Origin of the sequence: Shimwellia blattae DSM 4481 = NBRC 105725, assembly GCF_000262305.1 — a bacterium.
GTDB lineage: Bacteria > Pseudomonadota > Gammaproteobacteria > Enterobacterales > Enterobacteriaceae > Shimwellia > Shimwellia blattae.
The window spans coordinates 1,613,236-1,637,689 of record NC_017910.1; the positions used below are offsets into that span (position 1 = coordinate 1,613,236).

Consider the following 24,454-nt stretch of genomic DNA (forward strand, 5'->3'; position numbering starts at 1 on the left):
GTAATTACTGATGCAAGAAAGTCTGCAACTGGTGCTGGATTCAGCACCCTTTTTACTCAAAGGCGCGATATTTACGCTGCAACTCAGTATCGGCGGGATGTTTTTTGGCCTGATACTCGGTTTTTTGCTGGCCTTAATGCGCCTGTCGCCGCTGTGGCCGGTCTCCTGGCTGGCGCGGATGTATATCTCCATTTTTCGCGGCACGCCACTGATAGCCCAGCTGTTTATGATCTATTACGGGTTACCGCAATTTGGTATCGAGCTGGATCCTATTCCCTCGGCGATGATTGGCCTTTCCCTGAATACGGCGGCCTATGCGGCAGAAACGCTGCGTGCAGCCATTAGCTCTATTGATAAAGGCCAGTGGGAGGCGGCAGCCAGTATCGGGATGAGCCCGTGGCAGACCATGCGCCGGGCGATCCTGCCCCAGGCGGCCCGGGTGGCCTTACCACCGCTGAGCAACAGCTTTATTGGCCTGGTGAAGGATACCTCCCTGGCGGCGACCATTCAGGTTCCTGAGCTGTTCCGCCAGGCGCAGCTGATCACCTCCCGGACGCTGGAGGTCTTTACCATGTACCTGGCCGCCTCTGTTATCTACTGGATCATGGCGACGGTGCTCTCGGTACTGCAAAACTATTTTGAGCAACAACTGAATCGCCAGGAGCGTGACAACAAATGAGTACCATTAGTGTCAAACAGCTGGTGAAGAAATTCCACGGGCAGACGGTGCTGCACGGTATCGATCTGGAGGTAAAATCCGGCGAAGTGGTCGCGATTATTGGCCCCAGTGGCTCCGGCAAAACCACGTTACTGCGCAGTATTAACCTGTTGGAAAAACCGGAAAGCGGGATCATCAGCGTTGGGGATATTACTATCAACGCCAGCCTTCCGCTGAGCCGCCAGAAGGCGAAAGTCCGCGAGCTGCGCCAGCATGTCGGGTTTGTATTCCAGAGCTTTAATCTGTTCCCTCACCGCACGGTGCTGGAAAATATCATTGAAGGCCCGGTGATAGTGAAAGGGGAGCCCAGACAAGAGGCCACCGCCCGGGCGCTGGAGCTGCTGGCAAAGGTGGGGCTGACGGGCAAAGAGAACAGTTACCCCAGACGCCTGTCTGGCGGGCAGCAGCAGCGGGTGGCGATTGCCCGGGCGCTGGCCATGCGCCCGGAGGTTATTCTGTTTGATGAACCCACCTCGGCCCTGGATCCGGAGCTGGTGGGCGAAGTGCTGAACACCATGCGCCAGCTTGCGGCGGAAAAGCGGACCATGGTGATTGTCACCCACGAGATGAGCTTCGCCCGCGATGTGGCCGACCGGGCCATTTTTATGGATCAGGGGCGTATTGTGGAGCAGGGGCCAGCGAAAGCGCTGTTTGCCAACCCGCAGCAGCCACGTACCCGCCAGTTCCTGGACAAATTTTTAATGCAGTAATCCGGCAGGCCACCGCCCGGTGGCCTCTGTTTTTAGTGCCTTCCTCTGTTGCCTGCCAGCGGCAGTCCTGCTGCTAACACATTAATTTCACTAACAGAAGAAAAATAATAACGCACGCAGTGATAACGCATTGTGATTATTTGTAATGCTAATCTGGCCCGGTATTTCGTAAAAAACAGACTATTTTTCGCCGCGTTATATACCCCGGTGTGTCATACCCTGTGGTCGTGTCGCCAGATCGTATGAGTAATTTATTACCGGATAGTTGTATTTTTACGCTATTGGTAAAAAATATTATGCTAAAAGGTAAATATATTTTAACAATGTGCTAAATTTACGATTGATTTTATTGATGATCTTTATGTAAGGAGCAGGCCACTTATGCAGGATAGCGATTTTTTCCACTGGTGGCGGGAATGCTCACTGGCGTTTCAGTCTGTTGAGACAGCGCCGGAGCTGCTGCTGGTGCAGCAAAAACAGTCGGTACTGATGGGGTTTGAATTTTGCGCGTTTTGCCTGCGCCACCCCATCCCGTTTACCCGGCAAAACCTTCTTACCCTGGCGACCAATTATCCGGAACAATGGATGGCCGGGCAGCATATGGAACATATCGCCGCCTGTGATGTGATACTCAAAGAACAGCCGGGAAGCCGCTGCTTTTTATCCTGGCATGATGCGCACGTGCCCCGGGGGGCCGGAGACGTTCACCAGGGGTTCACCCAGGGGGTGGTGGCATCTAACCGGACGGTTGGCTATTTATCGGTGGCTGACTGCAAAGTAAGAATGATGACCATGTCCGAAGAAGAGCTGATGCTGCGGATGCAGCACCTGTGTGAGCTGAGTATGGCGGCCCTGCAGCGCATTGATACCCCGATGCTTGAGGCCAGAGCCATGCGGCTCAGTAAGCGCGAGCGCGAGATCCTGCAGTGGACGGCAGAAGGGAAAACCTCATCTGAAATCGCGATGATTTTATCTATCTCAGAAAATACGGTGAATTTTCACCAGAAAAATATGCAAAAGCGCTTTAATGCGCCGAATAAAACCCAGATAGCCTGCTATGCGGCAGCAACGGGATTAATTTAAAGCCGGGGCGGTAGAAGAAAGAAGGGGGGAGGGCGCTTCAGACAAAAGGAGGCGGCCGGGATACCAGCCGCGCACAGATTACTGGCGGTACGCCTGTTTGATCTGCTTCAGGGTGCTGGTGAAAGCCTCTGCGTGGTTGCTGTTTTCCATCTGAGAGATTTCTTTTTCCATTTTAATTATTACTTTACCGGCATCAGCCTGCCCCATCGCTTTTAACATCTGGGTGAACAGCGCCTTCATACAACTTAATTCCAGGGCCAGTTCTGCTGCATTTTCGCGAGTGGAAAAGTCAGGTGTACTCATTTATTTTCCTCTATTCGGTTAGAACACCGTTTATCATGACGGCTACTCCAGGACGGCGGAGTATAGCATAAGCCGTGAAAAATACGCGCGCCGTAAAATGAGCAAATCATAACAGGTTGTTTTTTGCCCAACACCGCCTGTGGCGCGCCAGTCTGCGGCTTGTTTATATTATGTATATTTAAAGTTAATTAAAATAGAGTATTTATTAAATATATGTGTCTTATTTTGTTTATGCCGAACAGATACCGAATCTATTAACCATTTCCCTGAGCCAACAGGGTTATTTTCCTGAAGGTTTCCGGAAAAATTATTTCCGCAAAGCTGGTTACAGATCTCAGTAATGAATTTTGCGGTTTCAAACTTACAATAAAAACCGTTAAGATACGCCCGAGTTAGTTAGCCGCGTTATCCCTATTTCTGGAGATTCATCCATTGATCAACGTACTTCTTGTTGATGATCACGAACTGGTGCGCGCAGGGATACGACGCATTCTTGAAGATATCAAGGGCATAAAAGTCGCCGGGGAGGCCTGCTGCGGCGAAGATGCCGTAAAATGGTGCAGGACCAATCCGGTTGATGTTGTGTTGATGGACATGAGCATGCCCGGTATTGGTGGCCTGGAAGCAACACGTAAGATTGCCCGCGCATCGTCTGATATTCGGGTGATTATGCTGACCGTCCATACTGAAAACCCATTACCCACCAGGGTGATGCAGGCCGGGGCAGCAGGTTACCTGAGTAAAGGCGCCGCCCCCCAGGAGGTGGTCAGCGCTATCCGTTCGGTGCACTCCGGGCAGCGTTATATCGCTTCTGATATCGCCCAGCAAATGGCGCTGAGCCAGATTGAACCCGCAAAGACAGAATCGCCTTTTGCCAGTTTGTCTGAACGCGAATTACAGATTATGCTGATGATCACCCGGGGCCAGAAGGTCAACGAGATCTCAGAACAGCTGAATCTCAGCCCGAAAACGGTGAACAGCTATCGCTACCGGATGTTCAGTAAGCTGAATATCAGTGGGGATGTTGAGTTGACCCACCTGGCTATCCGTCATGGTCTCTGCAGTGCGGAGACATTAGCCAGTCAGTGAGCGCCGTGTTTGATTCTAAAGCATTTCTGAAAACGGTCACCAGCCAGCCAGGCGTCTACCGGATGTATGACGCCAGCGGGACCGTTATTTATGTTGGTAAAGCGAAAGATCTGAAAAAACGCCTTTCCAGCTATTTCCGTACCCAGGTCGCCAGCCGTAAAACGCAAGCGCTCGTCAGCCAGATTGCGCAAATTGATGTCACGGTCACCCATACCGAGACAGAAGCCCTGCTGCTGGAACACAACTACATCAAACTGTACCAGCCGCGCTATAACGTGCTGCTGCGTGATGACAAATCCTACCCCTTTATTTTTCTGAGCGGCGAGCATCACCCCAGACTGGCGATGCACCGGGGTGCCAGACACGCCCGGGGGGAATATTTCGGCCCGTTTCCTAATGGTTATGCCGTTCGCGAAACTCTGGCCCTGCTGCAAAAAATCTTCCCCATCCGCCAGTGTGAAAACAGCGTTTACCGTAACCGCTCGCGCCCGTGTCTGCAGTATCAGATTGGGCGCTGCCTTGGCCCCTGCGTGAAGGGGCTGGTGACCGAAGAGGAGTATGCGCGCCAGGTTGAGTATGTGCGGTTGTTTTTATCCGGTAAGGATGACCAGGTGCTCAGGCTGCTGATCGCCCGCATGGAGAACGCCAGCGAAAATCTGGAGTTTGAAGATGCCGCCCGCTTCCGGGATCAGATCCAGGCCGTGCGCCGGGTCACGGAAAAGCAGTTTGTGTCGAACACCGGCGACGATCTGGACGTAATTGGTGTGGCCTTCGAGGCCGGGATGGCCTGCGTGCATGTGCTGTTTATCCGCCAGGGGAAAGTGCTGGGCAGCCGCAGCTATTTCCCGAAAATCCCGGGCGGCACCGAGCTTAGCGAAGTGGTCGAAACGTTTGTCGGGCAGTTTTATTTACAGGGTAGCCAGGCGCGCACTCTGCCCGGCGAGATCCTGCTTGATTTTACGCTGACAGACAAAAACGTGCTGGCAGAGTCGCTCAGTGAAATCGCCGGGCGGCGAATTCATGTGGAGACCCGCCCCCGTGGCCCCCGTGCCCGGTATCTGAAACTGGCGCGCACCAATGCGGCCACCGCGCTGGTGACCCGGCTCTCCCAGCAGGCGACAGTCAGCCAGCGGCTGACGGAGCTGGCAAAAGTGCTGCACTTGCCGGAGATAAAGCGCATGGAGTGTTTTGATATCAGCCACACCATGGGCGAACAAACGATCGCATCCTGTGTGGTATTTGACGCAAATGGCCCATTACGCGCGGAGTATCGCCGCTACAATATAGAGGGCATTACGCCCGGCGATGATTACGCGGCGATGAATCAGGTACTGCGCCGCCGTTATGGAAAAGCGATTGATGAGAGTAAGATCCCGGATGTCATTCTGATTGACGGCGGGAAAGGGCAGTTACGCCAGGCTAAAGAGGTATTTGCTGATCTGGATGTCACCTGGGACAAGCAGCACCCGCTGCTGCTGGGGGTGGCGAAGGGCAGTGACCGTAAAGCAGGGCTTGAGACGCTGTTCCTTGAGCCTGAAGGGAATGGTTTTTCTCTGCCACCGGATTCACCGGCGCTGCATGTGATTCAGCATATCCGCGATGAGTCTCACGATCATGCCATTAGCGGCCACCGGAAAAAACGGGCCAAAGTGAAGAACACCAGCTCGCTGGAGGAGATAGAAGGCATTGGCCCTAAACGCCGCCAGCAGTTGCTGAAGTACATGGGGGGCTTACAACCCCTGATGAACGCGAGTGTGGAAGAGATCGCAAAAGTGCCGGGGATTTCGCAGGCGCTGGCAGAAAAGATCTACTACTCGTTGAAACATTAATTCCTATGTAGCAACATAGGTCAATCTCCATTGACGACAAATAGTTACCGGTGCTATGCGATTTAACATACCAACTCTATTAACGCTGTTCCGAGTTATTCTGATCCCGTTTTTTGTCCTCGCGTTTTATCTGCCTTTTACGTGGGCGCCTTTTGCCTGCGCATTTATCTTCTGGCTGGCGGCAATTACGGACTGGTTTGATGGCTTTCTGGCCCGGCGCTGGAACCAGAGCACCCGTTTCGGGGCGTTTCTGGACCCGGTGGCGGACAAAGTCATGGTGGCGATTGCCATGGTGCTGGTGGTGGAGTATTACCACAGCTGGTGGGTGACCTTACCGGCCGCCACAATGATTGCCCGCGAGATTATTATCTCTGCCCTGCGTGAATGGATGGCGGAGCTGGGGAAACGCAGCAGCGTGGCGGTCTCCTGGATTGGTAAAGTGAAAACCACGGCCCAGATGCTGGCGCTGATTGCGCTGCTGTGGCGGCCGAATATGTGGATTGAGTCCCTGGGTATCGCGTTATTTTTTGTCGCGGCGGTGCTTACCTTGTGGTCAATGTTCCAGTATCTGAGCGCTGCACGGGGCGATTTGCTTGATCAGTGATCAGTTCGCCGTAATTTTCAGCAAACGATGCACTGGGGTGAAAAATATCGTTGACTCACCGCGTCAGGTAAGTAGAATGCAACGCATCGAACGGCGGCACACTCTTCCGGACGATAACAAAATCAAGTGATTAGCTTACTTGATACTGCGGGAATAGCTCAGTTGGTAGAGCACGACCTTGCCAAGGTCGGGGTCGCGAGTTCGAGTCTCGTTTCCCGCTCCAGTTAAGAGACACACGCTCCGGCGGGTGTCACCCGAAAGGGAACACAATTTGGCGCGTTAGCAAAGCGGTTATGTAGCGGATTGCAAATCCGTCTAGTCCGGTTCGACTCCGGAACGCGCCTCCACTTTTCTTCCCGAGCCCGGATGGTGGAATCGGTAGACACAAGGGATTTAAAATCCCTCGGCGTTCGCGCTGTGCGGGTTCAAGTCCCGCTCCGGGTACCATGGGAAAGGTCTTTAAAGACAAAGAATTAAATCTGATAAGAAACCACCGCAAGGTGGTTTTTTTATATCTGCCATTCTGCCGATGAAGAGCGCAAATTATTTCATTCAGATGCATAATACCCCCCGTAGCGTGTAGATGATGCCGCCTGTCCGATTAAAAAACAGAGGAATAACTTATGAGTCAGGGCCCGTTAGATGCCGGTGAACTGGAATGGCTGGACGATATGCTGCTGGAGTACGGTAGCGATGCATCGGTACTGGATGTCTCTGAACTGGATGGTTTTTTAACGGCGGTACTTTCCGGCCCGGTGTTGATCCCGCCACAGCGCTGGATCCCCGCCATGTGGGGCGGTAATGAGCACCTGCCTCACTGGCACGACCCGGAGCAACAGGCGCGCTTTAGTGAGCTGCTCTTCCAGCATATGGAAGATATCGCCCTGCGCCTGCACGACGCCCGGGACCAGTTTGATCCCATGTTTGGCCTGCGCGATGTGGAAGGGCAGGAAGTCACCATTGTGGAAGAGTGGTGCTTTGGCTATATGCGCGGTGTGGCGCTGGGCCGCTGGTCCGCACTGCCACCCGAGGTACAGCCCGCCCTTGATGCGATTGCGCTGCACGGGGAAGAGCAGAACTTCGACCGGCTGGACACTCTCTCTGCGGATGAGTTCTTAGCCAGTATTGAGGCGATCCGCCCGGCCGCACTGGCCATTTACCAGTGGTGGCGTAAAACCCACTGAGTCTGCCAACAGCACCGGGGTTACCCGGTGCTCACCACAGGGAGCAGACCATTGCCAGGATGGCAACACCCCCCGCCAGAGTGATAAACACATTGCTGCGTCTTCCGGCATATCCGGCCATCGCCGGCACCCGGCGGATGGCATACACCGGCATCATAAACAGAATCACCAGGATAACCAGGCCGCCCGGCACTTCTGCCATCCCCGGAATACCCGGGTTCAGTGTGGCGACAGCCCACAGGGTGACCAGGAAGAAAACCGCAATACCAATATTCAGCTTACGCGGATCCACGCTTTTCCCCTGGTGCCGCGCCATCTTTTTTACCAGCCCCTGTAAGCCTTCGCGGGCCCCCAGGTAGTAGCCAAAAAACGAGCTGGAAAGTGCCAGTATCACCGCCAGCGGGCCAGACAACGCGAGCAGCGGGTTATTAAATTTATTCGCCAGACAGGAGAGCATGGAAATATTCAGCCCCTTCGCCCGGGCAAGATCCTGCGGGGTAACCGCCAGCACACAGCTGAAAACAAACAGCATGACAAACACCAGCAGCACCGCAGCGGTTTTACACAGTATCTGGCTGGCTTTTTGCTCTGCCTGCGCGCCGTACTCACGCTGCAGGGCGAGGGCAAAAGCGGAAATCGCCGGTGAGTGGTTAAAAGAGAGCACCAGCACCGGAAGGGCCAGCCACAGGGTGGTGGTGAAATCCCTTATTCCGGGTATCACCGTCAGCGCCGCCCGGCTCCAGTGGGGGATCAGACAGAGCGACAAAAACACCAGTATTCCCACCAGCGGGTAGACCAGCAACCCGGTCACCTTCAGCATCACGGTTTCGCGGGCCAGTACAACAGACATCAGCACCACAATCACTATCAGCGCCAGCAGCGGGCGCGGCACCGGGGGCATACCGGGCAGGCTGACCAGCAGCCCATTGACGGTATTAGTGAGCCCGACACCGTAGATCAGCAAAAGCGGATAGACAGCCAAAAAATAGAGCAGGGTGATAAGCATCCCGGCGGCGGCACCAAAATGCTCTTCCGCCACGGCGGTAAGATCGCACCCGGGCTCTTTTGACGAGAGCACAAAACGGGCCAGCCCCCGGTGGGCCAGCCAGACGACGGGGCCGACAATAACAGTCGCCACCACCAGTGGCCAGAACCCGCCCGCCCCGGCGCTGATCGGTAAAAAAAACACCCCGGCACCTATCGCTGTGCCACACAGGCTCAGTATCCAGGTGGTATCAAACTGACGGCTACCGGCCACGGTGTCCCTGCTTCCGCTGAGATAAATATCACTCATCTATGAACGTCCTTCCTGAGACCTGTATTTGGCGGAAATGTAATGAATATCCCGCAGCGCGGCAGTGATAAATATCATATATTTCTAATAACTTAGAGGTATCACCTTCGTTTATGTTTCGTTGATATTCTCCGTGCCATAACTGAAGCTAACAGCCGGAAATATAAGCAGTGCTTTATGGTTTTGCCCCGGGAAGGGAAGGGGCTGAAAATCAGGGCGTTCGAAAATAAGCCGTGCGGAAATAAGACATGCTGAAATAACCAGCGGTCAGACCGCCGGGCCTGCCATCAGGCTTGTGTTCAGGGAGAGGGCTGGTTAGTATTTTACCGAACGGTATCAGCGTTACCCGGGCAGGCAGCAGGCCGCGTCAGAAGCGACCCTGTCAGAGGCGGAACGTTAATAATCCCCGGCCAGCCCGGCACAATAAAATCAAAAAAGCAGTGTCGTGAAAACCACCCTCCGGGGTGGTTTTCTTTTTTATGCCGCGTATCAGCCGACGGCGGGCAGCAGCTTCAGGGCGATGGCCGCCTGCACTGCAATAATTCCCGCGCCACACAGCAATACCAGGCATAATACCGGCTTGCCGCCCGCAACCTGGTAGCTGCCTGCCGGGGCGTGTTTACGGCTCTGCCAGACCAGCAGCGCTGGCAACACCAGGGCAAGCACCGCCAGCGCAACCCCCGCATAGCCAAGGGCAAGCACAAACCCACGGGGATAAAACAGGGCAAACGCCAGCGGGGGTAAAAAGGTGATAAGCCCGGTCTGTAACCGGCCGGAGACACGATTATTACGCTGGAAAAGATCCGCCAGGTAGTCAAACAGCCCGAGAGACACCCCGAGGAACGAGGTGGCCAGCGCCAGATCGGCAAACAGATGCACCGCCAGCTCCACATGAGGGGTGGCGACCACCTCCCGAATGGCCTGGAGCAGCCCGTTCAGGCCGCTGTGGCTGGCCATAATACCGAGGAAGCTGTCACTGCTGATGGTGCCAAGGGTGGTCAGCTGCCACAGGATATAAGCCACCAGCGGGATGGCGCTGCCGGTGATAAATACCATCCGCAGCTTGCGCAGGTTACCGTCCAGATAGCTGACAATACTGGGAACGCTGCCGTGAAAGCCAAACGAGGTGAAAATAACCGGCAGCGCCGACAGGGTTAACCCCTGGCTCAGGGGCAGGGTCAGCAGATTCGCTTTGTGAATATGGGGCATCAGCAGGGCCAGCATAATCATCAGGAAGATCACTTTGGCGCTGAACAGAAGGCGGTTAAACATATCAACCATTGCCGTACCGGCACACACCACGCCACCGGCAATCACCGTAAACAGCAGCACCCCGGACGCGGGGCTGATGGTCATCTCCAGCCACTGGCCCAGGCTGGCAGCAAGTAATTCACCGGCCCCGCTGATATAGGCGGCGGTCAGGGCGTACATCAGAAACAGCATACTGCAGCCCGCAAGCCACTGCCCGGGGCGGCCCAGGTAGCGTAACGCCAGGCTGCCAAGCCCCATATCGGCCGGTTCGTGCTGATAAACCTCCACCAGCAGCAGTGCGGTATAGCTCATCAGGGCCCATAAGCTCACCAGTAATATCAGGGTGACACCAAACCCGACCCCTGCCGCCGCCAGCGGCATGGCGAGCATACCTGCGCCAATGGTGGTCCCGGCTACGATAAATACACTGCCTAATGTGCGGTTTTTCACTATTTCCTCTGTCTGTGGAGCGGATTTCCATCAAATCGTGCGGCAGAGTAAGGCAAAAATGGGATTTCGTCAAATGCACTTTACAATGCGTGTAATGATAAATTTACACTTTTGCGGCCGGTCGTGGTCTGCCGGTCGGTCATAAGAAAAAAGACCGGCCAGAAGTGCAAAACTGTGAATATATGCTATGTTTTCAAAACGAAATTTCATTAAATTTGAAAATATGTTTGTTATAAACCATCGCGGGTGGGAACAGTCCCTCATTCGCGGTGATAAACAGCGTTGACTCAGGAGAAGAAAGAATGAAAATTGCACTGATGATGGAAAACAGCCAGGCGGCGAAAAATGCCATTATCCATAAAGAGCTGGTATCCGTTGTCGAAGAGAAGGGGTATCCGGTCTATAACGTGGGCATGTGCGATGAGCAGGACCACCATCTGACCTATATCCATCTCGGTATTATGGCGAGTATTCTGCTGAACTCCCGCGCTGTTGATTTTGTGGTAACCGGCTGCGGCACCGGCCAGGGGGCGCTGATGTCCCTGAACATTCACCCGGGCGTGGTGTGCGGTTACTGTATTGATCCGGCTGATGCCTTCCTGTTTGCCCAGATCAACAACGGTAACGCCCTGTCACTGCCGTTTGCCAAAGGGTTTGGCTGGGGGGCGGAGCTGAATGTGCGCTTTATCTTTGAAAAAGCCTTCACCGGCCGTAACGGCGAGGGTTACCCGCCAGAGCGTAAAGAGCCGCAGGTGCGCAATGCGGGGATCCTCAACCAGGTGAAAGCCGCAGTCGTGAAAGATAACTATCTGGATACCCTGCGCGCTATCGATCCGCAGCTGGTGAAAACCGCCGTCTCTGGCGAGCGTTTCCAGCAGTGCTTCTTTGAAAACTGCCAGGATAAAGAAATCGAAGCGTTTGTCCGCGCTATCCTGGCGTAATCCGCAACACACGACCTCATCCGGCCCGCAATCTGTGGGCCGTTTTTGTACTTACGCTTTGCGATAACATGTGGCAATCTCTCTATTTTTAGCCCGGAGTGCCCATGAATATAAGACCCGTCACCCAAAGCGATTTTTCCCACTGGATGCCGTTATGGCAACAATATCTGGATTTTTATCAGCATGAGCTTCCCGCCGGGGTGACCCGTTCGGTCTTTGAGCGGTTGTGCGCCGGTAATGAGATGCTGGGTCTGGTGGCCACCGGTGACGATGGTCAGCTGACCGGGCTGATGAATCTGGTTTTTCACCCCTCCACCTGGAGCCTGCACGGTTATTGCTATGTGGAGGATCTGCTGGTGGCGCCGGAATACCGGGGCCAGGGTATTGCCCGGGCCCTGTTTGCCTACGCGGGGCAACTGGCGGATAAACGCCAGTGCGATCGGGTGTACTGGTTCACTCAGCAGGATAATCAGGCGGCGCGCCGTCTGTATGACAGTATCGGCCACCAGATCCCGTTTGTGGTCTATAACCGCTAATTTTTGCCGGACACCGTGCTACCGGCCCGGGCGGGCAGGCGCAGGGTGTCCGCCATTCCCAGCAGGCAGATCAGGGCAACCAGAACAAAAGCCAGCCGGAAACTGATCCCGGGAATGTCTGCCAGCGGCGGCCAGCGGGCAATCAGCTCACCTATTCGCACCCCGATGGCCCCGAGGGTTATCCCCAGCCCCACGGCCAGCTGGGTGGCGGTGCTGAACAGGGTATTGGCGTAGCTCATGGAGGCGGCCGGTACATCGGCGAAGGCCAGGGTGCTCACGGCGGTAAACTGCATGGAGCGAAACATACCGCCGAGGAACAAAATCACCAGGGTAACCCAGGTGGCCGTGTGGGGCGTCAGCAGCGCACAGGCCAGCAGGGCCAGCACATTCAGCGTGCCGTTTATCAGCAGCAGCGGCCTGAACCCCAGGCGGCGGATAAGCCAGGTGGTGGCGGGCTTCATGGCCAGGTTACCGGCAAATACCGCCAGCACCAGAGATCCGGCGTGAAACGCATCCATCCCGAACCCCACCTGAAACAGAAGCGGCAGCAGAAACGGCACCGCGCTGATGGAGCAGCGAAAGAGCGAGCCCCCGTACATGGTCACCGCAAAAGTGGGGATGCGCATGGCGTCCAGGCGGATCATCGGGTGGGCGGCGCGGCGAAAGTGGCGCAGTGTCCAGAACAGTGCCAGCAGGCCGGTCAGCAAGGCTGCAGCGGTTTTCCAGGGGGCGGGATCTCTGGCGGCGAGCATCTCCATGCCGATAACCAGCCCCGTCATGGCAAGCGCCATCGCCACAAATCCCCGGGTGTCAAAGGGGCGCCGCTCTTCGGCTTTGATATCCGGCACAATCCGCCAGGCGAGGGCTATCGCCACCAGACCTATGGGCAGATTAATAAAAAAGATCCAGCGCCAGTCGGCAAACTGGGTGATAAATCCCCCCAGAGGCGGGCCGATAATCGGCGCGACCAGGGCAGGCCAGGTCAGGGTTGCGATGGCTTTGATCAGTTGATCTTTCGGCGTGGTGCGCAGTACCGCCAGGCGGCCGACGGGCACCATCAGCGCACCGCCCACCCCCTGGAGTACCCGCATGGCCACAAAGGTGGTGACATTTTCCGCCAGGCCGCACAATACCGAGGCAAAAGTAAAAATCGCCAGCGCGAGGGTGAAAATCTTCCGCGCGCCGAAACGGTCGGCAATCCAGCCACTGGCGGGAATAAGCACCGCCAGCGTCAGTAAATAGGCACTGATACCAATATTTAAATCAACCGGGCGCACGCCGAAAAACAGCGCCATCTGCGGCAGCGCGGTCGCGATGACCGTACCGTCGAGAAACTCCATGAAAAAGGCACCCGCCACCAGCAATGCCGTGGGGGAAAGCCCCCATCGCCCCGGCACAATGTGAGAGTCAGACACGGTGATTACCAGAAATAAAATAGTGTTTTAATGTTTCCAGCTTTGCAGTAAACACGGACTGGCGCAAGGAAATATTTCCGTTGCTGGTTTTTCCGCCGGCATTTATCCCACCGCATGGATGAAGGCGGTTATCTGGTTTATGGTTTGAAGAACAGAGTACCAATGATGAAGAGAGGCACATGATGGCACGGACAGTGTATGTAAACGGGCAGTATATGGATGAGCAACAGGCCACAATATCAATATTTGACCGGGGCGCGCTGTTCGGGGATGCAGTCTATGAGGTCACGGCGGTCATTGATGGTCAGCTCTGGGATCTGGATGACCACCTGCACCGCTTGCGGCGCTCCTGTGCGGGCCTGGAGCTGGAGTGCCCCTGGTCCGACGCGGAGCTGGAGGAAATACACCGCACGCTGATAGCGAAAAACCAGCTCGGGGAAGGGGTGATTTATTTGCAGCTCTCCCGGGGGGACGCCGGCGATCGCGACTTCAGCTATGCGGAGGTCACTAACCCGCCAACCCTTGTGCTGTTTACCCAGCAAAAAACCCTGGTAGATACCCCGGAAGCGGCCCGGGGGCTGCGGATGATCACCCGCCCGGATGTGCGCTGGCAGCGCCGGGATCTGAAAACCGTCTCGCTGCTGGCGGCCAGTATGGCCTACACCGCCGCCCGGCGTCAGGGGGTGGATGACGCCTTGCTGGTGGAAAACGGCATGATAACTGAGGGCACCTCCTCCAATGTGTTTATTGTGACCCGGGACAATACGGTGATCACGCGCCCGCTGGGCAGCGGTATTTTGCCCGGCACCACCCGGCGTTTACTGATTGAGCTTATCGCGCAAAATGGCCTGCATCTTACTGAGCGGCTGTTCACCCCGGAAGAGGCCCGTGGGGCAAAAGAGCTGTTTATCAGCTCGACAACGGCACTCATTATGCCGGTCGTGGAGCTGGATGGCTGCCGCATTGCAGACGGTACACCCGGGCCGGTGGCGCAGGCGCTGCGCCGTGGTCTGATCAACTGGATCCGCCGTGACGAAGAGTGACAGCAGTGCGCCCGGGCATGTACTATGGCGCCTTTGCTATTTACAGGAGTGAGTTCAATGTCAGATATGCTTTCCGCCGATCAGGAACTGGTGTCCGACGTCGTTGCCTGCCAGCTGGTGATCAAACAGATCCTTGACGTGATTGATGTGATTGCCCCGGTTGAAGTGCGCGACAAAATGGCCCAACAGCTGAAAAGCATCGATTTCGCCGGTAACCCGGCGGCGGCAGATCCGGTTACCCGCCGGGCGGTCCAGAAAGCCATTGCGCTGATTGAGCTGAAATTCACGCCCCAGGAAACGGCGCATTAAGCCTTTACCGGCAGCCGTCTGCGGGTGCCGGTAAAGATATCTGCGGAAATTAGTGCAGCAGACCGGCGAGGTGCTTGTCGGTCTGTGCCATGCACATCCCGGCGATACGCGCGTTGTGCGCCTCGTCAGAGAGGGTTTTCAGTAACTGACCGGTCTGATTAAGCCGGGCGCGAATGCCCTGCAGGAAGTGCAGTGTCGTGGTGTCGTTCAGCGCTTCCGCTTCGGAGAATAACTGCGCCAGCGCGGTGCGGCGCCCCTGGTGATCGGCCAGGGCTTTTTCAAACAGTGTTTCCAGGGAGTCGCAGGGATTACCCGGCACCTTTATTTCACCCACCACCGGATTCGCGCCGGATTCTTTCATATAGTCGAATAACTGCATCATCTGGGTGACATCACCCTGAGCCTGCTGGCGCAGGAAATATGCGGTGCCGTTCAGGCTGTGCTCACTGCACCAGGAGCTCAGCTGTAAATAAAGGTTGGATGAATAAAAGACACGGTTCATCTGGGCGTTGAGTTTCTCAACCATTCCGAAAACTGCCATAAAAATATCCTTTTTTGATGGTGCTTATTTTCTACCCGGCACGCGTCTATTTCTTCGTGAAATAGAAAATTGCGGCGCGAGGTAAGAATGATAATAAAGAAAATAGTGATCTGCTTAACAACTTATGCGTTACATCACAACATCACCGGGCGGATGCTTGTGCCGATGCATAATACTCCTTCTCATGCATCCAGAAAACGCCTAAAACGGAGGGTTTACGGTTATTTACACCCTGATTTGCTATACCAGATCAGAGAATAAAATCTATTTTATCTGTATGATTTATAAAGATTTATTTCTGTGTATCTTCTGGTGGGTTAATTTTCACTCAGTTGATAACTTATTGACTTTTAAGGAGTGAGATTTTTACAAAAAATATGTATAAATTTGTGTCGCAGCGCCATTTTTGAATAACGCTGTTATTGGCAAATCACCCGTATGTATTACGACAGATAAATAAAGTTTAGCGCTAATAGGTTTGTGGCGGAATACTATTTGCGCTGGATCAATATTTACCGGAGTTATCAGATATTCCCGCCCGGGATATATAAATAAAAATAATTAATTGAGGGCGAAATGAATAACCGTCATACCCGCCCGGAGGCCAGCGTTTACCTGCCGCAGGGGGGCCAGCACAGGCAGGCTGAACATATGGATAAAACGGCTGGCGGAAAATTAATTGTGTGATGAAAATGCTCTTTTTTATGGGATAACATGCTAAATCTATGTACGTAATTACTGAAATTCTGTGGTGTGAGTTTGCTCTCCTATGGAGGATTAATTTCCCGCTAAAACTAATGCAGGTTTTCAGTGCCTGATCATGAGTCAGCACTAATCTCTTGTTTTCTTAACTATAACATCTAAAACGCTGGTTTTTATCCGGCCAATTACCCTGCTCAGCCTGGAGTTTATCATGCACAAATTCACTAAAGCGTTTGTCGCCATCGGACTTGCTGCGGTTATGTCACATTCCGCTATGGCCGAAAATTTAAAACTGGGTTTTCTGGTGAAACAACCGGAAGAGCCCTGGTTCCAGACTGAATGGAAATTTGCAGATAAAGCCGGCAAAGATCTCGGCTTTGATGTCATTAAAATTGCCATTCCGGACGGTGAAAAGACCCTGAATGCCATCGACAGCCTGGCCGCCAGCGGCGCTAAAGGGTTTGTTATCTGTACGCCAGATCCCAAACTGGGCTCGGCCATTGTTGCCAAAGCCCGCGGCTACGACATGAAAGTGATCGCGGTGGATGATCAGTTCGTGAACGCCAAAGGAAAACCGATGGAAACAGTGCCGCTGGTGATGATGGCCGCTACCAAAATTGGCGAGCGCCAGGGGCAGGAGCTGTATAAAGAGATGCAAAAACGCGGCTGGGATGTGAAAACCACCGCGGTGATGGCGATTACCGCAAACGAGCTGGATACTGCCCGCCGCCGCACTACCGGGTCCGTTGATGCGCTGAAAGCCGCCGGATTCCCGGAAAAACAGATCTACCAGGTGCCCACCAAATCTAACGATATCCCCGGCGCATTCGACGCGGCTAACTCCATGCTGGTTCAGCACCCGGAAGTGAAACAGTGGCTGATTGTCGGCATGAATGACAATACGGTCCTGGGCGGCGTGCGCGCCACCGAAGGCCAGGGCTTCAAAGCGGCGAACGTTATCGGTATCGGTATCAACGGGGTCGATGCGGTAAACGAGCTGTCTAAATCTTCCGCGACCGGCTTCTACGGTTCACTGCTCCCGAGCCCGGACATCCACGGTTATAAATCCAGCGAGATGCTCTACAACTGGGTCACCAAAGACGCAGAACCGGCGAAATTTACCGAAGTGACCGACGTGGTCCTGATCACCCGGGATAACTTCAAAGAAGAACTGGCGAAAAAAGGGCTGGGCGGCAAGTAATTGCGCACAGGATGGCGGGCGCAGGCCCGCCTGACCCGTGAAATCAGGAGGCATTATGCAGCAAACGCCATACCTCTCTTTTCGTGGTATCGGGAAAACCTTTCCCGGTGTAAAAGCGTTGCAGGACATCAGTTTTGACTGCCATGCCGGTCAGATCCATGCGCTGATGGGGGAGAACGGGGCCGGTAAATCCACCCTGCTTAAGATCCTCAGCGGAAACTACGCGCCGACCACCGGCTCCCTGGCGATAAACGGCCAGCCGATGCGCTTTAAAGATACCGCCGCCGCCCTGGACGCTGGCGTGGCTATCATCTACCAGGAGCTCCACCTGGTGCCGGAGATGACCGTTGCCGAAAATATCTGGCTGGGCCAGCTGCCCCATAAGGGCGGTATTGTTAACAACAGCCTGCTTAATTATGAAGCCGGGCTGCAGCTGAAACACCTGGGTCTGGATATCGATCCACAGACTCCGCTGAAATATCTCTCTATCGGCCAGTGGCAGATGGTTGAAATTGCCAAAGCGCTGGCCCGTAACGCCAAAATTATTGCCTTTGATGAGCCCACCAGTTCGCTCTCTGCCCGGGAAATTGACAATCTGTTCCGGGTGATCCGCGAATTGCGCGCCGAAGGGCGGGTAATTTTGTATGTCTCCCACCGTATGGAGGAGATCTTCGCACTGAGCGATGCGATAACCGTTTTTAAAGACGGGCGCTATGTCTGCACGTTTTCCGATATGAACCAGGTCAACCACGATTCGCTGGTACAGGCGATGGTGGGGCGCGACCTGGGGGATATCTACGGCTGGAAACCGCGCCAGTACGGGGAGCCGTGCCTGCATCTTGACGAGGTGAAAGCCCCGGGTGTCCGTGCCCCGGTCTCTCTGACGGTGCGCCGTGGTGAAATCGTTGGCCTGTTCGGGCTGGTGGGGGCCGGGCGCAGCGAGCTGATGAAAGGGCTGTTTGGCGCCACGCAGATAACCGGCGGCCAGGTGCTGATTGACGGGAAACCGGTCACTATCCGCAAACCGGCGGATGCCATTGCCGCAGGGATGATGCTGTGCCCTGAGGATCGCAAAGCGGACGGGATTATTCCGGTGCACTCGGTGCGGGAGAATATCAATATCAGCGCCCGGCGTAAGTTTCTGCGCGCCTGGTGCCTGATAAACCCCAAATGGGAGGCAGAAAACGCCCGGCACCATATTAACTCGCTGAACATTAAAACGCCCGGCGCCGAACAGCTGATTATGAACCTGTCCGGTGGCAACCAGCAGAAGGCGATTCTCGGCCGCTGGCTGTCGGAAGAGATGAACATCATCATGCTCGATGAGCCCACGCGCGGTATCGACGTGGGGGCGAAGCACGAAATCTACAACGTGATTTACGCACTGGCCGAACGCGGGGTTGCCGTTTTATTTGCGTCCAGTGACTTACCGGAAGTGCTTGGCGTGGCCGACCGTGTCCTGGTGATGCGTGAAGGCGAAATCGCCGGGGAGCTTCTTCATGAACAGGCAACTGAGCAGCAGGCCCTGAGCCTCGCCATGCCAAAAATCAGCAAGGCTGTGGCCTGATACGCCGCGTAAACGGGAGTAATGCTTATGTCTTCGTTAACTACATCTGGATCTGGCGCGACGCCGTCGCGGTTTAGTTTTGGCCGTATCTGGGATCAGTACGGCATGCTGGTGGTCTTTGCGGTGTTGTTTCTGGGCTGCGCCATTTTTGTGCCCAATTTTGCCACCTTTATCAATATGAAAGGGCTGGGGCTGGCTATCTCCATGTCGGGGATGGTGGCCTGCGGGATGCTGTTCTGCCTGGCCTCCGGGGATTTTGACCTGTCCGTTGCCTCGGTCATTGCCTGCGCCGGGGTGACCACAGCGGTGGTGATTAATCTCTCCGAAAGCCTGTGGATCGGCGTATTTGCCGGGCTGATGATCGGGGTACTCAGTGGTCTGGTTAACGGGTTTGTGATTGCCCGGCTTAAGATTAACGCCCTGATAACCACCCTTGCGACCATGCAAATTGTGCGCGGCCTGGCCTATATCATCTCCGACGGTAAAGCGGTGGGGATCGAAGATGAGCGCTTCTTCGAGCTGGGCTATGCCAACTGGCTGGGCCTGCCTGCGCCCATCTGGCTGACGGTGATCTGCCTGGTTATTTTTGGCTTCCTGCTCAACAAAACCACCTTCGGGCGCAATACGCTGGCTATCGGGGGTAACGAAGAAGCTGCCCGCCTGGCCGGGGTGCCGGTTGTGCGGACCAAGATCATCATTTTCGTGTTGTCCGGCCTGGTGTCTGCGGCGGCGGGGATTATTCTGGCCTCGCGGATGACCAGCGGCCAGCCGATGACCTCTATCGGCTATGAGCTGATTGTTATCTCGGCCTGTGTGCTGGGCGGGGTCTCCCTGAAAGGGGGGATTGGTAAAATCTCTTATGTGGTGGCGGGTATTCTGATCCTCGGCACCGTGGAGAACGCCATGAACCTGCTGAACATCTCCCCGTTCTCGCAATATGTGGTGCGTGGCCTGATCCTGCTGGCAGCGGTGATTTTTGACCGCTACAAACAGAAAGCGAAAAACACCGTATAACCGCCTGCCTGTTACCGCCCCGGCACGCTGCCGGGGCGTTTTGCCTATTATCCGGATAATTTTCCCGCCACTGTTTCCTCATAAAACAGCGCGTTTTTCAGACAATTCCGTCACCGTTTTGCCCCTTTCCTGGTCTGCGGGCCGCCGTCCGGCATGGCGGGGTCAGCCTCAGAGTCTATACTTTTTACGCTAATGATAAATTCGGCCCATTGTGTGCCGCTGGCACAAACAGCATAAAGCCGATCGCAGACAGACAATATGACACCCGCAACAGGAGGACCTTAAGGTGGATGATGCACTCCCTGTACCACCCCTGATATCCGGACAATACAGCTTTTTTTTTGATGTTGATGGCACCCTGGCAGAGCTACAGCCCCGGCCAGAAATGGTAACACTGCCCGCCGGGCGAAAACGGCTACTGGCCCGGTTACAGGCCGCAAGCCATGATGCCATGGCATTGATTTCAGGGCGCTCCCTGGAGGATCTGGACACACTGACCGCACCATTGCGCTTTGCCCTTGGTGGCGTGCATGGTGCAGAGCGCCGTGATATCAATGGCCTGATCAGCGCAGTAACGCTTCCCGCCGGTCTGACAGACCCGCTTCGCCAGCAGCTACAGGCGGTGTGCCTGCGCTTTCCCGGCACCAGGCTTGAAGAGAAAGGCATCGCATTCGCGCTGCACTACCGGGGGGTGACGCTCTCAGAAACGGCGTTAATCCAGGCGGTGGAGCAACTGATTCGTCCCTACCCGGAGCTGGCTCTCCAGCCGGGAAAATGCGTGGTCGAAATCCGGCCTGCCGGGGTCTCGAAGGGCATGGCGCTGGCCCGTTTTCTGGAGGAGGCACCCTTCCGGGGGCGGCCGCCTCTGTTTATGGGGGACGATATGACCGATGAAAGCGCCTTTGACGAGGTTAACCTCCGGGGGGGCCTCAGTATCAAAGTCGGGGAGGGGGAAACGCTCGCCCGTTACCGGCTGAGCGGCGTGACCGAGGTGTATCACTGGCTGGAGCAGGTGGTTAACCGTCTGGAGGCGGCCGCAACCGGCGCAAGCGTCAGGGGGGTGAGCCATGGGCCGTTTAGTCGTTGTCTCTAACCGTATCTCCGCACCGGATGACAAAAAAGCCAGCGCTGGCGGGCTCGCGGTTGGCGTGCTTGGGGCGCTGGAAGCCACCGGCGGGTTGTGGTTTGGCTGGAGCGGGGAGACAGGCGACCCGGATGGCCCGCTACACACCGTCAGGCGCGGCAATATCCACTGGGCATCCTTTGATCTGAGTGAGGAAGATCACCAGCAGTATTACTGCCAGTTTTCCAATGCGGTGCTGTGGCCCGCCTTCCACTACCGGCTGGATCTGGTGAAATATGATCGCCAGGCCTGGGAGGGATATGCCCGGGTAAACAGCCGCCTGGCAGACAAACTGCTGCCCCTGATTGAACCGGATGACATCCTGTGGATCCACGATTACCACTTACTGCCCTTTGCCAGCGAGCTGCGCAAGCGCGGGGTGCGCAACCGGATAGGCTTTTTCCTGCATATACCCTTCCCGGCACCGGATATCTTTACCGCGCTGCCGCCTTATGCCCGCCTGCTGGAGCAGATGTGTGATTATGATCTGTTAGGGTTCCAGACCGGGGGGGACCGCCAGTCGTTTCTCGACACCCTGAGTGCGGAGACGCTGTTATATACCACGGCCTCCGGCAGCCACCAGGCCTATGGCAAAGTCTTTCATACGGATGTCTACCCGATAGGCATCTCCCCGGCGGAAATTGCCCGCCAGGCGGCAGGCCCGCTACCGCCCAAGCTGGCGCAGCTCCGGGCGGAGCTGGCCCGGGTGCAGAATATCTTCTCGGTAGAGCGGCTGGATTACTCCAAAGGGCTGCCTGAGCGCTTTGCCGCCTTTGAACATCTGCTGGCGCGCTACCCGGAGCACCACGGGCGTATCCGCTATACCCAGATAGCCCCCACCTCCCGGGGGGAGGTGCAGGCGTATCAGGATATCCGCCACCAGCTGGAGACCGAAGCCGGGCGGATCAACGGGAAATATGGTCAGCTGGGCTGGACACCGCTCTATTATCTGAATCAGCACTTTGATCGCAAACTGTTGATGAAAGTGTTTCGCTACGCGGATGTGGGCCTGGTGACCCCGTTGCGGGACGGTATGAACCTGGTGGCGAAGGAGTATCTGGCCGCCCAGGATCCGGCCAACCCCGGGGTGTTGATCCTGTCGCGCTTTGCCGGTGCCGCCCAGGAGCTGACGTCCGCCCTGCTGGTGAACCCCTACGATCGTGACGATATGGCCAGTGCCCTGCATCAGGCGCTGAGTATGCCGCTGGCCGAGCGTATCGCCCGCCACAGTGAGGCAATGGCGGTCCTGACCAGAAATGATATTGACCACTGGCAGCAGCGGTTTATCGGGGATCTCCGGCGCCTGGAGAGCGGAGCGTTAAAGCCGGAGATGGGCAGTAAAGTCGCGCCGTTTCCCCGGCGGGCATAGGGCTGGCCCTGTCAGCGCAGGCAGATAAGCAGCACATCTCTCTGGCTGGTGGCGATAACTTTACGGGCGGCGCACACGGCGCTACTGAACCGGCTGCTGTTGTGGTTACCGCAGATCAGCAAGTCGATATTTTCCTCTTCACAGGCGGCGATCAGCTGCGGGGCCAGTTCGCCTGTGACTATCCGGCGTGAGGTTATCGGGTAGTCACAGTGTGCGACCAGGTCATCAAGAAACAGGTGGGTCTCCTCCAGCAGGAGATCGCGCAGATCCTCAAGCATGGGGGAGGTCATATGCTGATAAAACGCCGGCTCCACCGCCAGGGTAAGTAGCGTAATCGACCCCTGTACCGGCCGGGCGAGCGCCACGGCTTTCTCAACCAGTTGCTGACTTTCCACCCCCGGGGCGACGGCGACCAGCAGGCGCTTATAGGCCATTGACTCCTCCATTCACTGACTCGGACATCCTTTCCGGCAGTGTAGAGGGATGTGGCCCCGGAAAACTGTGCGCTGGCACTCTTATTCGCCGACGGGCCACCCGGTCCCTTTTTTTGTCTGCCCGCGCGGGCTGCTTACTTCATGCCCAGCCGTTTTGCCAGACGGTGCAGGTTTGCCACATCCAGGTGCAGGGCCCGGGCACTGGCGGCCCAGTTGTGCTGGTGGCGGGCCAGGGCCTGCTCAATCAGCTGGCGCTGGAAGGCGTCGGTGGCATCGCGCAGGCTGAGCTCAGCGGCCCCTGTGCCGCCGGGGAGTGCCGGGGCTGGCGTACTCTGCTGTGCGGGGGCTTCCGGCCCGGGCGCGGCAGAGAGCGGCAGGTGGGCGGCAGACAGCACCACGTCCGGGCCGGACTGGGCCGCCCGGGCCACAATGGTGGCGCGGTAAATGGCGTGCTCCAGCTCGCGGACATTACCCGGCCAGGCGTACTGTTGCAGGTGGGCGGCGGCGTCTTCGCTCAGTATTACGCTGTCCAGGCCAAGCCGGGCGCGGCACTGCTCGCAGAAGTACCCGGCCAGCAGCACAATATCGCCGCCGCGCTCGCGCAGGGGGGGCACCCAGAGGGGGAACACGCTGAGCCGGTGGTACAAATCTGCCCGGAAGCGCCCGGCCAGCACTTCGCTTTTCAGATCCCGGTTGGTGGCGGCCAGCACCCGTACATCGACCCTCAGGCTCTGGTCATCCCCCACACGCTGAATATCCCCGTACTGGAGCACCCGCAGCAGTTTGGCCTGCAGGGCCAGCGAGAGCTCACCGATCTCATCCAGAAACAGCGTGCCGTGATCGGCCAGCTCAAACTTCCCCTGGCGGTTGCCGATAGCCCCGGTAAACGCCCCTTTGACGTGGCCGAACAGCTCGCTTTCGGCCACCGTTTCCGGCAGGGCGGCACAGTTGAGGTAGACCATCGTCCTGGCGCTGCGGGGAGAGGCATCGTGAATGGCTCTGGCGACCAGCTCTTTCCCGGTGCCCGTTTCACCGCTGATCAGCACGTTGAGATCTGAAGCGGCGACAATCTCAATTTCGTGTTTCAGGGCCTGCATCCCCTGGCTCAGGCCAATCATGCCCGCTTCGGGAATGGCGCTGCTGGCGCTATCCCGGGGGAGCAGTAAATTCTGGCTTTCCAGTTGCTCAATCAGCAGGGCGTTGTTGAGGGCGCCTGCCGCCAGGGCGCTTACCAGGCGCAGCTCTTCATTGCTGAAGGTATCAAACTGGTGGGGGGACATGCTGTCGAGGGTCAGCGCGCCAATCAGGTTATGACCGGCAAACAGCGGTAACCCGACACAGGCGTGGACTTTCAGGGCCTGCTGGCCGGGGATCAGGCCATCGTAAGGGTCGGGCAGCGTGCTGTCTGCCGGGAAGCGGACAATATCACCCGCCCGGGCGATGGCCTCAAGGCGCGGGTGGGTATCAAGGGAGAAGCGGCGGCCAAGCACATCCGGGGCCAGGCCGTCTATCGCCAGCGGGCGAAACTGCTGGCCTTCGTAGCGCAGCAGGGCAGAGGCATCGCAGTGCAGCATCTGGCGCAGGGTGGTGATCAGGCGCTGAAAGCGGTCCTGGTGGGTCAGCCCTTGCTGGAGTTCAATAGCAAGGGTGGCCAGCAGATTTACGGAGAGAGTCATAATAGCTCGCTTACGGCATGGTGACAGGCAGTCTGCCGATTTTGTCATAATGACCATAAGCGAGACCA

General features: G+C 56.3%; 23 protein-coding genes and 3 tRNA genes. 19 read left to right on the plus strand and 7 right to left on the minus strand.

From position 1 onward, the window contains the following. Positions 1-10 precede the first annotated feature (10 nt). The 3 genes from tcyL to sdiA all read left to right on the plus strand — a co-directional run bounded on the left by tcyL (position 11) and on the right by sdiA (position 2,511). Positions 11-679 carry a cystine ABC transporter permease gene (tcyL, locus tag EBL_RS07455; RefSeq protein WP_002440100.1) on the plus strand — a complete coding sequence of 223 codons (669 nt, stop codon included), beginning with the start codon at positions 11-13 and terminating at the stop codon, positions 677-679. Beyond that, positions 676-1,428 (plus strand): L-cystine ABC transporter ATP-binding protein TcyN, encoded by a 753-nt coding sequence (tcyN, locus tag EBL_RS07460; RefSeq protein WP_002440102.1) that lies wholly within the window; start codon positions 676-678, stop codon positions 1,426-1,428. Before tcyL ends, tcyN begins: the two co-directional genes overlap by 4 nt. A 381-nt stretch (positions 1,429-1,809) precedes the next feature. Beyond that, positions 1,810-2,511, plus strand: a complete 702-nt coding sequence (gene sdiA / locus EBL_RS07465) for a LuxR C-terminal-related transcriptional regulator (RefSeq protein ID WP_002440104.1) — start codon at positions 1,810-1,812, stop codon at positions 2,509-2,511. 78 nt (positions 2,512-2,589) lie between these two features. Here the strand turns inward: sdiA and EBL_RS07470 are convergent, their stop codons facing one another. Beyond that, positions 2,590-2,814, minus strand: a complete 225-nt coding sequence (locus EBL_RS07470; protein WP_002440105.1) for a DUF2594 family protein — start codon at positions 2,812-2,814, stop codon at positions 2,590-2,592. 432 nt (positions 2,815-3,246) lie between these two features. Between EBL_RS07470 and uvrY the strand changes: the two genes are divergently transcribed. From uvrY to EBL_RS07505, 7 genes are all read left to right on the plus strand, one after another. Continuing rightward, complete coding sequence (gene uvrY / locus EBL_RS07475; RefSeq protein WP_002440108.1) at positions 3,247-3,903, plus strand: UvrY/SirA/GacA family response regulator transcription factor; 657 nt, start codon at positions 3,247-3,249, stop codon at positions 3,901-3,903. After that, positions 3,900-5,732: an excinuclease ABC subunit UvrC gene (gene uvrC / locus EBL_RS07480; protein WP_002440109.1), complete on the plus strand. Its 1,833-nt coding sequence runs from the start codon at positions 3,900-3,902 to the stop codon at positions 5,730-5,732. Before uvrY ends, uvrC begins: the two co-directional genes overlap by 4 nt. A gap of 55 nt (positions 5,733-5,787) precedes the next feature. Beyond that, complete coding sequence (gene pgsA, locus EBL_RS07485; protein WP_002440110.1) at positions 5,788-6,336, plus strand: CDP-diacylglycerol--glycerol-3-phosphate 3-phosphatidyltransferase; 549 nt, start codon at positions 5,788-5,790, stop codon at positions 6,334-6,336. Positions 6,337-6,483: 147 nt separating this feature from the next. Beyond that, positions 6,484-6,559 (plus strand) — tRNA-Gly (locus EBL_RS07490). Between the two features lie 50 nt (positions 6,560-6,609). Continuing rightward, a tRNA-Cys gene (locus EBL_RS07495) sits at positions 6,610-6,683 on the plus strand. 13 nt (positions 6,684-6,696) lie between these two features. After that, positions 6,697-6,783: transfer RNA gene (locus EBL_RS07500), tRNA-Leu, on the plus strand. 176 nt (positions 6,784-6,959) lie between these two features. Then, entirely contained in the window at positions 6,960-7,520 is a 561-nt protein-coding gene (locus EBL_RS07505) for a UPF0149 family protein (RefSeq protein WP_002440111.1), read from the plus strand. Between the two features lie 31 nt (positions 7,521-7,551). Here the strand turns inward: EBL_RS07505 and EBL_RS07510 are convergent, their stop codons facing one another. Next, positions 7,552-8,814 carry an aromatic amino acid transport family protein gene (locus EBL_RS07510; protein WP_002440112.1) on the minus strand — a complete coding sequence of 421 codons (1,263 nt, stop codon included), beginning with the start codon at positions 8,812-8,814 and terminating at the stop codon, positions 7,552-7,554. Positions 8,815-9,303: 489 nt separating this feature from the next. Further along, entirely contained in the window at positions 9,304-10,515 is a 1,212-nt protein-coding gene (gene tyrP, locus EBL_RS07515) for a tyrosine transporter TyrP (protein WP_002440114.1), read from the minus strand. A 302-nt stretch (positions 10,516-10,817) separates the two neighbouring features. On the opposite strand from tyrP, the gene EBL_RS07520 reads away from it, so the two are divergent. Further along, positions 10,818-11,456: an RpiB/LacA/LacB family sugar-phosphate isomerase gene (locus tag EBL_RS07520; RefSeq protein WP_002440115.1), complete on the plus strand. Its 639-nt coding sequence runs from the start codon at positions 10,818-10,820 to the stop codon at positions 11,454-11,456. A gap of 104 nt (positions 11,457-11,560) precedes the next feature. Beyond that, positions 11,561-11,992: a GNAT family N-acetyltransferase gene (locus tag EBL_RS07525; protein ID WP_002440116.1), complete on the plus strand. Its 432-nt coding sequence runs from the start codon at positions 11,561-11,563 to the stop codon at positions 11,990-11,992. Here the strand turns inward: EBL_RS07525 and EBL_RS07530 are convergent. Next, positions 11,989-13,407, minus strand: coding sequence for an MFS transporter (locus EBL_RS07530; protein WP_002440117.1), 1,419 nt, complete (start codon positions 13,405-13,407; stop codon positions 11,989-11,991). The genes EBL_RS07525 and EBL_RS07530 overlap by 4 nt on opposite strands. A gap of 182 nt (positions 13,408-13,589) precedes the next feature. On the opposite strand from EBL_RS07530, the gene EBL_RS07535 reads away from it, so the two are divergent. Then, positions 13,590-14,450, plus strand: coding sequence for a D-amino-acid transaminase (locus EBL_RS07535; RefSeq protein ID WP_014715957.1), 861 nt, complete (start codon positions 13,590-13,592; stop codon positions 14,448-14,450). 57 nt (positions 14,451-14,507) lie between these two features. Beyond that, positions 14,508-14,759 carry a DUF2766 family protein gene (locus EBL_RS07540; protein ID WP_002440120.1) on the plus strand — a complete coding sequence of 84 codons (252 nt, stop codon included), beginning with the start codon at positions 14,508-14,510 and terminating at the stop codon, positions 14,757-14,759. A 49-nt stretch (positions 14,760-14,808) separates the two neighbouring features. Here EBL_RS07540 and EBL_RS07545 read toward each other — a convergent pair whose 3' ends face one another. Next, on the minus strand, positions 14,809-15,300 hold the full coding sequence (locus tag EBL_RS07545; protein ID WP_002440122.1) for a non-heme ferritin-like protein: 492 nt from the start codon (positions 15,298-15,300) through the stop codon (positions 14,809-14,811). Between the two features lie 913 nt (positions 15,301-16,213). On the opposite strand from EBL_RS07545, the gene EBL_RS07550 reads away from it, so the two are divergent. The 5 genes from EBL_RS07550 to otsA all read left to right on the plus strand — a co-directional run bounded on the left by EBL_RS07550 (position 16,214) and on the right by otsA (position 22,276). Then, on the plus strand, positions 16,214-17,203 hold the full coding sequence (locus tag EBL_RS07550; RefSeq protein ID WP_002440125.1) for an arabinose ABC transporter substrate-binding protein: 990 nt from the start codon (positions 16,214-16,216) through the stop codon (positions 17,201-17,203). A 52-nt stretch (positions 17,204-17,255) separates the two neighbouring features. Next, entirely contained in the window at positions 17,256-18,770 is a 1,515-nt protein-coding gene (araG, locus tag EBL_RS07555) for an L-arabinose ABC transporter ATP-binding protein AraG (protein ID WP_034920046.1), read from the plus strand. 27 nt (positions 18,771-18,797) lie between these two features. After that, positions 18,798-19,784: an L-arabinose ABC transporter permease AraH gene (gene araH, locus EBL_RS07560; RefSeq protein ID WP_002440128.1), complete on the plus strand. Its 987-nt coding sequence runs from the start codon at positions 18,798-18,800 to the stop codon at positions 19,782-19,784. Positions 19,785-20,070: 286 nt separating this feature from the next. After that, the gene (otsB, locus tag EBL_RS07565) at positions 20,071-20,877 is read left to right on the plus strand and encodes a trehalose-phosphatase (protein WP_002440129.1); all 807 of its coding nucleotides are present in this window, start codon (positions 20,071-20,073) and stop codon (positions 20,875-20,877) included. Then, the gene (gene otsA, locus EBL_RS07570) at positions 20,852-22,276 is read left to right on the plus strand and encodes an alpha,alpha-trehalose-phosphate synthase (protein ID WP_002440130.1); all 1,425 of its coding nucleotides are present in this window, start codon (positions 20,852-20,854) and stop codon (positions 22,274-22,276) included. Before otsB ends, otsA begins: the two co-directional genes overlap by 26 nt. An 11-nt stretch (positions 22,277-22,287) precedes the next feature. Here otsA and uspC read toward each other — a convergent pair whose 3' ends face one another. Continuing rightward, the gene (gene uspC / locus EBL_RS07575; RefSeq protein WP_002440131.1) at positions 22,288-22,710 is read right to left on the minus strand and encodes a universal stress protein UspC; all 423 of its coding nucleotides are present in this window, start codon (positions 22,708-22,710) and stop codon (positions 22,288-22,290) included. Between the two features lie 134 nt (positions 22,711-22,844). Beyond that, positions 22,845-24,386 carry a nitric oxide reductase transcriptional regulator NorR gene (gene norR / locus EBL_RS07580; RefSeq protein ID WP_002440132.1) on the minus strand — a complete coding sequence of 514 codons (1,542 nt, stop codon included), beginning with the start codon at positions 24,384-24,386 and terminating at the stop codon, positions 22,845-22,847. Between the last annotated feature and the right edge of the window lie 68 nt (positions 24,387-24,454).